This is a genomic window from Methanofollis sp. (genome assembly GCF_028702905.1).
Taxonomy (GTDB): Archaea; Halobacteriota; Methanomicrobia; order Methanomicrobiales; family Methanofollaceae; genus Methanofollis.
The window spans coordinates 1-13,678 of the sequence record NZ_JAQVNX010000041.1; the positions used below are offsets into that span (position 1 = coordinate 1).

The window sequence follows — 13,678 nt, forward strand, 5'->3', positions numbered from 1 at the left end:
CGCCTGGGGCTCTCTTTCTTTTGTTCGAATCCCGTGTTTCATCCGTAATTTTGTCATTTCTGGCGGACTATGCAGATTGCGCGGCCATGATCGATGTGCTACTATCATCTCTCCGTGATCAGGCCAGACCTGCAGGGTCTGATGGTATGTGAACCGGTTGTCGCATCCGGTTGTTTTGAGGCCCTTGAAACCGGAGAAGAGCATCAGTGGATCTGGAGAGTCGAACGCTGGCATCCTCCCCCATCATCGTGCATCGATGTATCCCGTCGTCACTGTCCACTGGAGAACCTTAAATGAGGGAGAAATACAGTAATACCCTCATACGGAGTGAGACCACAATGACAGATCTGGGCAAGCCGCACTGCGTCAACCGCCTTCCGGCACGGATCCTCATCAAGGACATCTCCATGGAAGAGGCAAACGAGTACATCAGGCGGCATGCGAAGGAGAACTATGAGATACCGCCTGACTATGCCATCAGGGACGTCATCCTCCTCGGCAAATCCCCCATTGTCGTCGGGGTGAAGGAAAAGAAACGGAAAGTCCTTTTCCCTTTCACGAAGCCCTGTTTCGGCACCGCCGTCATGGAGATGGACGCCACCCCCGAGGACATCGAAAAAATACGCAAAGATCTCGGGAAGACGGGATAACCGTCCCGCACCCCCAGTCCCCGCACCCCCAGTCCCCGCGCAGCCTGTCTCCGGCGGGCGCACCCGGCCTCTCCGAATAAACGCTTTTCCAGCATTATTTCCAGGATCTGTATTTTTTATGCTCTGCAAACCCCGGCCCATACCGTCCGGGCTATGTCTGTTTTTTCCCCTCCACAATACAATATATAATGAGGGACGAACACCCATTAGAATAGAATGGAAGATACCATCAGCTTTTCAACATTTCATCTCTCCCCGAATATTCTCAAGGCAATAGAAGATATGGGCTTTGAGGAACCCACGCCCATTCAAGTCCTTGCTATTCCCCAGATCCTGACTGGAATGGACGTGACTGGCCAGGCGCAGACCGGTACCGGCAAAACTGCGGCGTTTGGTATTCCTGCCATCGAAAAGATCGATCCCGAAGCGAGAGGGACGCAGGTCCTTGTCCTCTCCCCGACACGGGAACTCGCCATCCAGACAGCCGAAGAATTCTCGCGCCTCGTAAAATATCTTGGAAATATCACCGTGATACCTGTCTATGGCGGTCAGTCCATCGAGCGGCAGTTCCGGGCACTGAAAGCGGGGGTACAGATCGTCGTCGGCACGCCGGGGCGTTTGCTCGACCACCTCGACCGCGGCACCCTCCGCCTCGGCAGCGTGAAGATGGTCATCCTTGACGAGGCCGACCAGATGCTTGACATGGGCTTCCGCGAGGACATCGAGAAGATCCTTAGCGAGACCCCTGCTAACCGCCAGACAGTCCTCTTTTCCGCAACCCTCCCGAAACCGATCCTGGAGATCTCGAAGCGTTTTCAGAAGAACCCCAAATTCATCAGTGTTCCCCACCGCGAACTGACCGTCCCTCAGGTCGAGCAGTTGTATCTTGAGGTGCGCAGCAGGGAAAAAATCGAGATCCTCTGCAGGCTCCTTGACATCTACGACCCCGAACTCACCCTCGTCTTCTGCAACACGAAAAGGGCCGTCGACGAACTGAACACCCAGCTTCATGCCAGGGGCTACTTTGCAGAAAGCCTCCACGGCGACCTGAAACAGGTCCAGAGGGACCGGGTAATGGCGAAGTTCAGGAGCGGAACCATCGACGTGCTCATCGCCACCGACGTCGCTGCACGGGGTATCGATGTCGAGGACGTCGACATGGTCATCAACTTCGATGTCCCCCAGGACGTCGAGTACTATGTGCACCGTATCGGCAGGACGGCGCGGGCCGGCCGGACCGGGCGGGCCATCACCTTTGTCGGCCCGAAGGAGATCTACAAACTCAGGACGATCCAGAAATATGCCAAGATCACGATCGCCCGCATACCCCTCCCGACAGAGAGCGACGTCGAGGAGACACGGATGAAAAACATCGTCGATAAAATCAAGCAGACCGTCGACAACGGCGAGATGGAGAAGTACATCGGAATGGTCGAGCGGATCATGGTGGACGACTATACCTCCATGGACATCGCCGCGGCCCTCCTGAAACTCAGACTTGACACAGGCACCGAACCTGAGAAGGTTCCCGACCTCACCCCGGCAAACACCGGTGCCGAGCCCGGCATGGTCCGCCTCTACCTGAACCTGGGGAGAGATCAGGAGATCAGGCCGAAGGATATTGTCGGGGCGCTCGCTGGCGAGACCGGCATACCCGGCCGGTCGATCGGAGCGATCAGTATCTATGGCACCTACTCCTTTGTCGAGGTTCCCGAGGACGCCGCAGCCGCAGTCGTCGAAGGGATGAAGGGGAAGACCATCCGCGGATGCCCCGTCGAACTGAAACCCGCGGAAAGGAAATCCTGGTAATCCAAACAGATCTTTTTTTTACCGGCTCTTCTCCAGGACCGGGGATGATCTCATAATCCTTCGACACCAACAAAAGGGAGATGAGATCGAAGATGATCATTCCGGCAGCCTGTCTTCTTCTGGCGGCCCTGATGCTGGTCGCGGGATGCACGGGTACGGCCGAAAAGCCGAGGGCCGCTCCGGGCGACAACGTCTCTGTCGAATATACGGGTTCATTCCTGAATGGGACGGTCTTTGATTCCTCGGTCGGCCGCGCCCCCCTCACCTTCACCCTCGGAAAAGGCAAGATGATCCCCGGCTTCGATAAGGCCGTTACCGGCCTTGCCGTGAACGAGTCGGTGAACGTGACAATCCCGGTGGAAGAAGCGTATGGTGAGTACAACTCTACGCTTGTCATTTCCATGCCGCGGGAAAGTCTTCCGGCCGATACGGGCACGGGCCAGAGATTCGTCTTCCCGAATATCGACAGCAAACATGTTTACACTGTTACTGCCGTGAACGAGACCGCTCTCACGCTCAACGGGAACCATCCCCTTGCCGGCAAGGACCTCAGGTTCTCGATCACACTCCTCTCCCTGCAGAAAGTCGCGGCATGACCGCCTCATTCCGTGACCCCGGCGCGTGGGAGAGGGACTATCTCCAGAGGGGACGCCTCTGGGGAGGCGCGGCCTGCGACCTCCCCGCAATTCCCCCCGGTTCACGCGTCCTCGAAATCGGGTGCGGCAACGGGAAGACCTATACCTCCCTCTCAGGGAAAGGTGTCTCCGTCGTCGGTCTCGACATCTCCCCCTCGGCCGTCGCGCTCTGCCGCTGTGCTTCCGCGGAGGGAGCACCCCTTCTTGTCGCCGACGCCGGTGTCCTCCCCTTCAGGGACCGAATATTCGACGCGGTCTGTGCCTTCCATGTGGTCGGACACCTGAAAGCGGCAGGTCGGAAGGATGTCGCCGGCGAGATTGCACGGGTGCTGAAAGGCGGCGGTAAACTCTATTTCCGGGACTTCTCAGAGCGGGACATGCGGTACGGGAAGGGGACCGGGGTCGAGGCCGGCACCTTCCTCCGCGGCGAAGGGATCCTCACCCACTATTTTTCGGAGTCCGAAGTCTGCACTCTCTTCTCGGCGCTGCACCCCTGTGCGCTGGAGACCTGCACATGGTCCCTGAGAGTGAGGGGCAAGGACCTCCCGCGTGCCGAGGTCGTTGCGGTCTTCGAAAAGCTGGGGTAGATCCCCTGTTTTTCCTGCATTTCTCTTACCTGGACAGACACGCAAAAAAACAATCTACTTATGCTATCAGGAGAGACGCCAATGACAATGGAAAGTTCCTCAAATACCGGCGTCCGTATGATGGCCGGGTGCGCAGTCGTTTCGGTGGCAGGAAGGATCGACGCATCCTCCTGCGGGGGTCTGGAATCAACCCTTTTCCATCTTGTCGGGCAGGGGGAGAGAAGCATCATCGTCGATATGACCGACCTCACGTACACCAGCAGTTCAGGCCTCCGGGTGCTCCTGACCGCGTACAAACAGGTGAAGAAGATGGACGGAGTTTTCTCGATAGCGGGACTCTGTCCGTTTGTCCGGGAGATATTTGAAATATCGGGATTTTTACGGATATTCCCTGCATATGACAGCGTGGAGGACGCCCTGCACCATCAGGGACGTGCATGATGATCCAGGCGGTGGCGGACTTCATCGTCCTCTTCCAGATGATCTGCGTCATCGTCGTCGCAGCATACTTCATCACCAGGCGTGAACCATTCACCGAGGCGCTGGAGCGGCGTCTCTCTCCGCGGAGCACCCTCCTCCTCGTCCTCTTCTTCGGTGCGCTTTCGGTGTACGGCACCCTCAGCGGCGTCTCGGCCCTCGGTTCCCCGATCAATGTCCGCGACCTCGGGCCGATGGTCGCCGGCCTCTTCTGCGGCCCTGTGGTCGGCCTCGGCGCCGGGATCATCGGCGGTCTCTTCAGGTTGCAGATGGGCGGGTTTACCGCTCTCCCCTGTGCGATCGCCACCGTCCTTGCCGGCCTCTTCGGCGGCGCCATCTGGTGGGTCCACCGCAACGGCCCTGTCCCGGTCAGGACTGCCGTCGCCTTTGCCGTCGGCATGGAAATCTTCCACATGGGCCTTGTCCTCCTCCTCTGCACACCCTTCGCCACCGCATGGGAGGTGGTGAGGCAGGTGGGTATCCCGATGATCCTGGCGAACGCTGCCGGCATGTTCATCTTCGCGCTCCTGGTCTCGAACCTCGTCACGGAAAGGCGGACAAAGGCCGAGAGGGATGCCTACCATGGCGAACTCGAAAGGAAGAAGGCCGAGATGCAGATCGCCGCCGAGATCCAGCACACCTTCCTGCCGAAGGCCATCCCGCCGATGAAGGGCTTCGACCTTGCGGCCGTGAGCTGCCCGGCGCGGGAGGTGGGCGGCGACTTCTACGACGCCATCCGCCTGCAGAACGGGAAGACCGGCCTTGTGATCGCGGATGTCTCGGGCAAGAGCGTCCCTGCGGCGCTGTATATGGCGCTCTCCCGGACGATCATCAGGGCGATGGCAGGGTGGCACCCCCGCGTCTCGCGCACCCTTGCCGATGCGAACGCGATGATCCTCTCCCAGTCTGACTCGGGGATGTTCGTCACCCTCTTTTACGGCGTCCTCGACGAGGAGAAACGCACGCTCACCTATGCAAATGCCGGGCACAACCCCCCACTCCTCCTCACGGCAGGTTCGGACGATTTCGTCAGGCTGATGCCAACCGGCGTTGCCCTCGGGGCCGTCGACGAGATGGAATACGGGGAGGAGACGGTCGGAATCGGCCCCGGCGACCTGCTCGTCCTGTACACCGACGGGGTGACCGAGGCGATCAACGCCGGGACAGAGGAGTTCGGCGAGACGCGGCTGAAGGAGACGGTCCTTGGCCTGCGGGACAGGCCTGCCGGAGAGATCATCCGCGGTGTCAGGGACGCGGTCCGCAAGTTCACCGGTGAAGAACCGCAGTTCGACGACATCACCCTGATGGTGCTGAAGGGGGTGTGAAGGTGGAGGAATGGACCGTCCTCGCCGATCTTTCGTCTATCCCCGGTGCACTCGACCGCGTCGCCGCCGCCCTCCAGCGCCTGGGTGTTCCCGCAAAGGCTGTTCAGGAGGTCGAACTCGCCGTCGACGAGGCGGTGACGAACATCATCCTCCACGGCTACGAGGGTGCCGGTGGGGAGATCGCTCTCTCGTGCAAAAGGATGGAAGAGGGAGCGGTCGTCGAGATCAGGGACGCGGCCCCGGCCTTCGACCCGACGGCGGCCCCCGCGCCCGACCTGGAGGGCGGGGCCGATGAGCGCCCGATCGGTGGCCTCGGCATCCACCTGATGCGGAAGATGACCGATGCCGTCCTGTACGAATACAGGGAAGGGGAGAATGTTCTTCGCCTGGTGAAACATTTTGAGAGATAAGGAGACGGAAATCATGGAGATGAGTGCAGAGAGATATGATGGTATCCTCACCATTGCAGTGGGGGGGAGGCTCGACGGCTATGCGGCCGAAGAGGTGAAGAGAGGGATCGCCGCATCCCTCAGGGACGACGACAGCTCGGTCGTCATCGATCTTGCCGGTCTGGCGTACCTGAGCAGCGCCGGGATCAGGGTTTTTCTTGGCCTGCAGAAGGAACTGAAGGGGCGGGGGGGGAGCCTTGCGATCTGCAATGTGGGCGAGTACCCCCTGCAGGTTCTTGCCATGGCCGGTTTCGACCGCGTCTTCACCCTCTTCCCCTCGCGGGCCGAGGCCCTTGCGGCATCCTTCCGCCGGGAAGACTCCCTTTCCCTCATCGCCGACCTTGCAGCCCCGCCGGTCGAGTATGAGGGGGCGAAGTTCAGGTTCGAGCCCGGGTCCCGGGCACCGGCCTCCCTGCGGGTGAAGGGCAGCCTCGACGACCTCCTCCATGCCCGCATCAGGGAAGAGGGCGTTAGTGCCGAGACATTCTCCGATATCAGATATTCCCTCGGCCTTGGCGCTCTCGGCAGCAGCCTCCTCGACGCGGTGCCGTTCCTCGGGGAGATGGTCACCCTCCATGGATCAATGACCTGGCTCCCGTCGGACGGTCACGACACACCGGACTTCTTCGTGCCTGCACGGGCCGGGGGAGAGGTCAGGGCATACACCGCCTTCAATGTGACCCTTGACGGACAGTTCAACGAGTTCGCCACCGTCGAGGCGGACGAGGGGATCCCCCTCGATGCCCTGTACCGGGCCGTCTTTGCCCATGCACGGGACCGAAAGGTCGGGGCGGGCGTCGTGGCCGTCGCCCTCTGGGGCGTGACCGGAGGAGTTCTGGGCTCGGGGATCAGGAAGGCCCCCATCGTCAGGGACGCCCCGGCAAATGGTGGCTCGATCTTCGATCCCGAAAACATCCGCGACTGGATCGAGACCTCGGGGGAACTGAAATACGCGGGAGATAGCATCGTCGCCTTCGGCGTCGGCCTGGACCCCTCGGTCGACCTCTCCTCCTACGACGCCGGGGCTCTCGCCTCTCTCTCCGGCCATCCCCGCGGCGAGGGAGATAACGGCCCTGTCCTCCACACCCACGGCGTCGTCTTCAGGAATGTGCCCTGGGACCTCCAGACTGCCCTTGAGAAGGGTATCGACCGGTGCCTTGCAGAGGGGGAGTTTGTGGACATGCGCCACCTCCTGAACGGGACCAGGATCCTCCGGGCCCATGTGGGAATCGCGTACATCTCGTCGGTCACGCAGCCCTGACGGTGTCATTTCCCGGGACCCGCTCCCTTCTGTGAGGAGTGTTCGGCTCTCCACAGGGACATCTTCAGGTCGTCAGTCTGTTGCCCGGGGCCTGCCGACCAGAATGTCCCCGGTCACATGCCCCGGACCGGGAAAAATAGGGTGGTTACTTCGGTATCAGCACCGAGTCGATGACATGGCAGACGCCGTTCGAGCAGACGATGTCGGCCTTGATCACGTTGACGTCGTTGATCTTCACGCCTTTGCTCGTGTCGACGGAGAGGTCCGACCCCTGTAGCGTCTTGAGAGACTTCATCTTGGCGACGTCCGAGGCCATGTGCTTCCCCGAGATCACATGGTACTTCAGGACGTCGGCGAGTTTTGCTTTGTCCTTCATGAGACTGTCAAGAGTCTCCTTCGATACCTTGGAGAACGCGGCGTCGTTCGGGGCAAAGACCGTGAAAGGCCCGGGACTGCTGAGCGTTTCGACAAGGCCTGCCGCCTTCACCGCCTCTACCAGGGTGTTGAACTCTCCTGATGCGACCGCGGTCTCGACGATGTTCTTCTGGATCTGCACACTTTTCTGTTGCATATTTCCATTCTCCTACAGAACCCCCTATGGAGATTTACAATATTTAATCATATCCTGCAGGATCAATAATTGTGTTTTACAATTAGATGGTAGTGAGCACCGAAGAAAGAGCGTAAAATCGGCATATCATAATTTATACACATTGATGGTGTGGGTGTCTCCGCGATATATGCTCTGAATGGCTCCATGCCCTGAGGGGAGAAGGCCGGTTCACCGCCTTCCCCACCAGTGAAGACCTATCGGTCTTCTTGACCTCACTTCATTTGGACAGCGAAAATTTCCAGTTTTCTCGACTCCCTTCGGTCGCCCCCCAACTTAGGATTGGCCCGGGAAGTCCAGAGTGGGAATCTTGAAGAGCGAGTACCATCCCACCCCTATCCTGAGCGGGGGGCCGGGGGCGTAGTCCCCCGGACAAGATGCCGATCCACTGCCGTCCTCACAATCTGAACCGGAAGACTAACGCCCCAGATCCCGACTGAGGACTGCCCCCGGCAAGACAGAACACGAGATGATGAAGGCCCCCCTTCACTTCTCCATCCCGGCCCGCAGTTCCTTCACCCGGTCGCGGAGCAGGATCGCCCTCTCGAAGTCGAGGTCATCCGCGGCCCTGTACATCTGCGTCTCCAGTTCGATGACGAGGTTCGGGATCTCCGACTTCGGGAGGTGCTTCGTGTCGGTGAGGTCGATCTCCTTTGCCGGGACTGGTTTTATGATCGTCCGCGGGACGATGCCGTGCGCCTCGTTGTAGGCGACCTGCATCTGCCGCCGCCGCTCTGTCTCGGCAAGGGCGGTGCGAATCGAGTCGGTGGTATGGTCGGCGTACAGCACCACGCGGGCGTTCGCGTTCCTCGCCGCCCTGCCTATGGTCTGGATGAGGCTCCGGGCGTCCCTGAGAAACCCCTCCTTGTCCGCGTCCAGGATGCCGACGAAACCGACCTCAGGGATGTCGAGGCCCTCGCGGAGGAGGTTGATCCCGACGAGCACGTCGAAGGTGCCGAGGCGGAGTTGCCTGATGATCTCCGTCCTCTCCAGGGCGTTGATCTCGGAGTGGAGGTACCGCGTCCTGATCCCCTGCTCTGCCAGGAAGTCGGTCAGTTCCTCGGCAAGGCGCTTCGTGAGGGTGGTGACGAGCACGCGGTCGCCCCTCTCGATCGTCCGCCTGATCTCCGCCATCACGTCCTCCACCTGCCCTTCGAGCGGCCGCACTTCCACGACCGGGTCCACGAGGCCGGTCGGCCTGATGATCTGCTCGACGACCCCTGCCGAGTGCGTCAGTTCGTACTCGCCCGGCGTCGCCGAGACGAAGATGACATTCTTCATATAGCCCTCGAACTCCGCGAACCGGAGGGGTCGGTTGTCGAAGGCAGAGGGGAGGCGGAAGCCGTACGTCACCAGGGTCTCCTTCCGCGAGCGGTCGCCGCGGTACATCCCCCGCACCTGCGGCACCGTCTGGTGGGACTCGTCGATGACCATCAGGAAGTCGTCGGGGAAGTAGTCCAGGAGGCAGTACGGCTTTTCGCCAGCCTTCCTCCCGTCAAAGTGGCGGGAGTAGTTCTCTATCCCCTTGCAACTCCCCGTCTCCCTGATCATCTCGATGTCGAAGAGGGTCCGCTGCTTCAGGCGGTGGGCCTCGATCATGCCGAGAGAGGGGAGGGTTTCGTCGAGTTCCGCCGCGATCGAGACGACCGCCCTCTCCTTCTCCTCCTCCGTGGCGACGAAGTGGCGGGCAGGATAGACATAGAAATACTCCATCGTCTCCTTCCGCCGTCCCGTCACCCTGTCGATCTCCGAGATCCGGTCGACCTCGTCGTCGAAGAGTTCGACCCTGATGATGTCGTTGAAATAGCCGGGGACGATATCGATCACGTCGCCCTTCGCCCTGAAGCGGCCGGGCGCGAGGTCGATATCGTTCCTTTCGTACAGGATATCGACAAGTCTCTCCAGAAGATCGGCCCGCCGCATCCTCTCCCCTCTCTTCAGTTCGAACCCCATTCCCTGGAAGTTCGCCGGGTTGCCGAGGCCGTAGATGCAGGAGACGGAGGCGACGATGATGGTGTCTGGCCGCGAGAGCACCGAGGCCGTGGCGGCCAGGCGCATCTGCTCGATCTTCGGGTTGATCGAGGCGTCCTTCTCGATATACTGGTCCTTTGCCGGGAGGTACGACTCCGGCTGGTAGTAGTCGTAGTACGAGACGAAGTACTCCACCCTGTTCTCCGGGAAAAATCCCGAGAACTCGTGGTAGAGTTGCGCCGCCAGGGTCTTGTTGTGGGCGATGACCAGGGTCGGTCTCTGCACCGCCTCGATCACGTTCGCGACCGTGAAGGTCTTCCCGGACCCGGTGACGCCGAGGAGGGTCTGGAAGCGTTCGCCCGCCGCAATCCCGTCTGTCAGTCCCCGGATCGCATCGGGCTGCGAGCCTGTCGGTGTGAATTCCGCGTGTACCTTGAATTCCGTCATCCTGTCATCTCCTTCCTCCGCAGCAGGCGGTTGTAGGTGATCGCAAAGCGGTGGGCCTCGTCCCTGATCTCCTGCACGAAGAGGGAGGACTTCTCGTCCTTCCGGATCGGGAGGGGGTGGGGGAAACCAGGCACATAGATCTCCTCCTCCCTCTTGGCGATCGCGATCACCGGGAGGCGCGTGCCGAGGCGCTTCAGGACGTCGAGGGCCGCGGCGAGTTGCCCCTTCCCGCCGTCGACGATCACCAGGTCGGGGAACTCCCCGCCTTCGCCGCGGATGCGGGCGTACCGGCGGCCGACCACCTCCGCGATGGAGGCGAAGTCGTCGATCCCCTCGACAGTCCTGATCCTGAAGCGCCGGTAGTTCCTCTTGTCAGGTCTCCCGCCCCGAAACTGCACCATCGACCCGACCATCGCCGTGCCCGCGAGGTGGGAGATGTCGAAGCACTCGATGACATTCGGCGGTTCGGGGAGGTGCAGGGCCTTCTGGAGGGCCTCCACCTTCAGGGCGTCGCCGAAGAAGGCGATCTCAAGGTTCTTCTCCGCAAGGTCGAGGAGTTTCTTCTTGTCCCCCTTCTGCGGCACCGTGACCTCGACCTTCGAGCCCCGGCGGTCTGCCAGGTAGTCGGCAAGAGGTTCGCCGACGCCCGCGGGGAGGACCACCTCCTTCGGGGGCGCGTGGCCCCCGTAGTACTGGACCAGGAACTCCTCGACGGCCTCGTCCGAGGCCTCGAAGACGTACTCCTGCTTTCCGGTGAGGGTGCCCATCTCGACATGGAAGAGGAGGAGATAGAGGTTCCCGTCCTTCTCCTGGTAGGCGATGATGTCCTCGTCGTGGTCTCTCCGGCGCTCCACCCTCTGCCGCCCGGCAAGGTGCCTGATAGCCGCGATCTCGTCCCGCAGTTCGAGGGCACGCTCGAACTCGAGGTTCTTCGACCTCCCGGCCATCTCCGCCTCCATGGCGGCGACGAGGTCCTTCCCCTGTCCGCGGAGCACCGCCCGCGCACGGTCGATCCGTGCGGTGTACTCCTCCTCCGTCACCGTGCCGGTGCAGGGGGCGGCGCAGGTGCCGATGTGGTGGCGGAGACAGGGCCTCTTCGGGAGGCGGCGGCACGACCGCAGGCCGAAGGCCTTCTTCACGACGGAGAGCACGTAGTCCCGCTCCCGCGCCGAGACGAAGGGCCCGAAGTACTCGCCGTCCCTCCCTGCCCGGCGTGCGATCCCGATCCGCGGGAAGGCGCCGCCGGAGATGTGGATGTAGGCATAGTTCTTCGCGTCCTTCAGGTCGATGTTGTACTTCGGCTGGTGCCTCTTGATCAGGGTGTTCTCCAGGATCAGGGCCTCGACCTCGTTCTCGGTGACGATAAAGTCGGCCGAGGCGATCTGCTCGACGAGTTTCTGCGTCTTGGCGTCGTGGCCGTGCTTCTGGAAGTAACTGGAGACCCGTCTCTTCAGGTTCTTCGCCTTGCCGACATAGATGACGTCCCCGGCGGCGTCGCGGTACAGGTAGCACCCCGGTTCCTCGGGGACGGCGGAGAGGTCGATCATTTCAGCATCCCGGCCAGGAACTGCCCGGTATAACTCTCCTTCACCCCTGCCACCTCCTCGGGGGTGCCTGTGGCGATCACCCTGCCGCCCGCGTCCCCGCCCTCGGGGCCGAGGTCGATGATGTGGTCGGCGCATTTGATCACGTCGAGGTTGTGCTCGATCACCACGACGGTGTTCCCCTTCTCGACGAGATCGTCCAGGACACCGATGAGCTTTTTCACGTCGTGGAAGTGGAGGCCGGTCGTCGGTTCGTCGAGGAGGTAGACGGTCCGGCCGGTCGCCCTCTTCGAGAGTTCCCGCGTCAGTTTGATCCTCTGCGCCTCGCCGCCCGAGAGGGTCGTCGAACTCTGCCCGAGTTTGATGTAGCCGAGGCCGACCCGGCAGAGGGTTTCGAGTTTGATCCTGATCGCCGGGATGTTCTCGAAGAGTGCAGTCGCCTCCTCGACTGTCATATCGAGGACGTCGGCGATGGACTTCCCCCTGTACTTCACCTCCAGGGTCTCGGCATTGAAGCGCTTCCCCTTGCACTCGTCGCACTCCACGTACACGTCAGGGAGGAAGTTCATCTCGATCTTGATGACGCCGTCGCCCTGGCAGGCCTCGCACCGCCCGCCCTTCACGTTGAAGGAGAAACGGCCGGGCTTGTAGCCCCGCACCTTCGCCTCCTTCGTCTCCGCAAAGACCTTCCTGATCTCGTCGAAGACCTTCGTGTACGTCGCCGGGTTCGACCGCGGCGTCCTGCCGATGGGGCTCTGGTCGATGACGATCACCCTGTCCACGGGGGTGTCGGAGGCGAGGGTGGTGAAGGCGCCCGGGGTGACCCGCGAGCCGGAGACCTCCCGTGCGAGGGCCGGGTACAGGGTGTCGTAGACGAGGGTGGACTTGCCTGACCCCGAGACGCCGGTGACGACGGTGAGGGTGCCGAGGGGGATGGCCGCGTCGATATTCTTCAGGTTGTTCTCCCGGCAGCCGGTGATCCTCAGATAGGCGTCGCTCTGTCGCCTGTGGTCGGGCACCGGGATGGAGAGGGCGCCCGAGAGGTACTGGCCGGTGAGGGAGGCGGGAGATGCCGCCACCTCGTCGGGCGTCCCCGCGGCGACGACCTCGCCGCCGTGCACCCCGGCGCCGGGGCCGATGTCCACGACATGGTCCGCCGCCCTGATCGTCTCCTCGTCGTGCTCGACGACGATGAGGGTGTTGCCGAGGTCGCGGAGTTTTTTGAGAGTTTCGATGAGCCTGCGGTTGTCGCGCTGGTGGAGGCCGATGGAGGGTTCGTCCAGCACGTACAGCACGCCTGTCAGGTTGGAGCCGATCTGGGTGGCGAGGCGGATGCGCTGGGCCTCGCCGCCGGAGAGGGTGCCGGCGCTCCGCGAGAGGGTGAGGTAGCCGAGGCCGACCTCTTCGAGGAAGGTGAGGCGGGCCCTGATCTCCTTGAGGACCTGGCGGGCGATCTCCGCCTCCCTGCCGATGAGGGCGAGGTCGTCGAAGAAGCGGATCGCCCCGGCGATCGGGAGGTCCGTGATCTCCACGATGCTCTTCCCGCCGACCTTGACGGCGAGCACCTTCTCCTTCAGCCTCTTGCCCCTGCACGTCGGGCAGGGCGAGACACGCATGAACTTCTCCAGTTCCCCGCGGCGGTACTCGGACTGGGTCTGGTGGTACAGGCGCTCGGCCTGCGGGAGGAGGCCTTCCCAGGCGCCGGTGTGCGACCAGCTGGTGTCGCCCCCCTTTCCCTGCACGGAGAACCTCATCTGGTCTGGCGAGCCGTACATCAGGGCCTCGTACTGGCCGGGGGTAAGGTCCCTGATCGGCGTCAGCACCGAGAACCCGAAGTGGCGGGCGACCGCGGCGAGGTATTGCGTCCTGTAGCCGTCGACATAGTTCTTGTACAGGGCGACGGCGCCGTCCGC

At 61.9% G+C, this 13,678-nt stretch carries 12 protein-coding genes; 8 read left to right on the forward strand and 4 right to left on the reverse strand.

Annotated features, from left to right (window positions below):
- Positions 1-338 precede the first annotated feature (338 nt).
- The 8 genes from PHP59_RS06595 to PHP59_RS06630 all read left to right on the forward strand — a co-directional run bounded on the left by PHP59_RS06595 (position 339) and on the right by PHP59_RS06630 (position 7,193).
- Complete coding sequence (locus PHP59_RS06595) at positions 339-650, forward strand: DUF1894 domain-containing protein (RefSeq protein WP_300165273.1); 312 nt, start codon at positions 339-341, stop codon at positions 648-650.
- A gap of 216 nt (positions 651-866) precedes the next feature.
- Positions 867-2,459: a DEAD/DEAH box helicase gene (locus tag PHP59_RS06600; protein WP_300165275.1), complete on the forward strand. Its 1,593-nt coding sequence runs from the start codon at positions 867-869 to the stop codon at positions 2,457-2,459.
- A 92-nt stretch (positions 2,460-2,551) separates the two neighbouring features.
- Positions 2,552-3,055: a peptidylprolyl isomerase gene (locus tag PHP59_RS06605; protein WP_300165277.1), complete on the forward strand. Its 504-nt coding sequence runs from the start codon at positions 2,552-2,554 to the stop codon at positions 3,053-3,055.
- Positions 3,052-3,681 carry a class I SAM-dependent methyltransferase gene (locus PHP59_RS06610; protein WP_300165279.1) on the forward strand — a complete coding sequence of 210 codons (630 nt, stop codon included), beginning with the start codon at positions 3,052-3,054 and terminating at the stop codon, positions 3,679-3,681. Before PHP59_RS06605 ends, PHP59_RS06610 begins: the two co-directional genes overlap by 4 nt.
- An 81-nt stretch (positions 3,682-3,762) precedes the next feature.
- Positions 3,763-4,122 (forward strand): STAS domain-containing protein, encoded by a 360-nt coding sequence (locus tag PHP59_RS06615; RefSeq protein WP_300165281.1) that lies wholly within the window; start codon positions 3,763-3,765, stop codon positions 4,120-4,122.
- On the forward strand, positions 4,119-5,483 hold the full coding sequence (locus tag PHP59_RS06620; protein ID WP_300165283.1) for a SpoIIE family protein phosphatase: 1,365 nt from the start codon (positions 4,119-4,121) through the stop codon (positions 5,481-5,483). Before PHP59_RS06615 ends, PHP59_RS06620 begins: the two co-directional genes overlap by 4 nt.
- Positions 5,480-5,893: an ATP-binding protein gene (locus PHP59_RS06625; protein ID WP_300165285.1), complete on the forward strand. Its 414-nt coding sequence runs from the start codon at positions 5,480-5,482 to the stop codon at positions 5,891-5,893. Before PHP59_RS06620 ends, PHP59_RS06625 begins: the two co-directional genes overlap by 4 nt.
- Before the next feature lie 13 nt (positions 5,894-5,906).
- Entirely contained in the window at positions 5,907-7,193 is a 1,287-nt protein-coding gene (locus tag PHP59_RS06630) for an STAS domain-containing protein (protein ID WP_300165287.1), read from the forward strand.
- A gap of 145 nt (positions 7,194-7,338) precedes the next feature.
- Here the strand turns inward: PHP59_RS06630 and PHP59_RS06635 are convergent, their stop codons facing one another.
- From PHP59_RS06635 to uvrA, 4 genes are all read right to left on the reverse strand, one after another.
- Positions 7,339-7,764 (reverse strand): fasciclin domain-containing protein, encoded by a 426-nt coding sequence (locus PHP59_RS06635; RefSeq protein WP_300165289.1) that lies wholly within the window; start codon positions 7,762-7,764, stop codon positions 7,339-7,341.
- Between the two features lie 525 nt (positions 7,765-8,289).
- Complete coding sequence (gene uvrB, locus PHP59_RS06640) at positions 8,290-10,221, reverse strand: excinuclease ABC subunit UvrB (RefSeq protein ID WP_300165291.1); 1,932 nt, start codon at positions 10,219-10,221, stop codon at positions 8,290-8,292.
- Positions 10,218-11,768, reverse strand: a complete 1,551-nt coding sequence (gene uvrC, locus PHP59_RS06645) for an excinuclease ABC subunit UvrC (RefSeq protein ID WP_300165293.1) — start codon at positions 11,766-11,768, stop codon at positions 10,218-10,220. Before uvrC ends, uvrB begins: the two co-directional genes overlap by 4 nt.
- A partial coding sequence (gene uvrA / locus PHP59_RS06650) for an excinuclease ABC subunit UvrA (protein ID WP_300165295.1) occupies positions 11,765-13,678 on the reverse strand: 1,914 nt, incomplete at its 5' end. The genes uvrA and uvrC, both read right to left, overlap by 4 nt.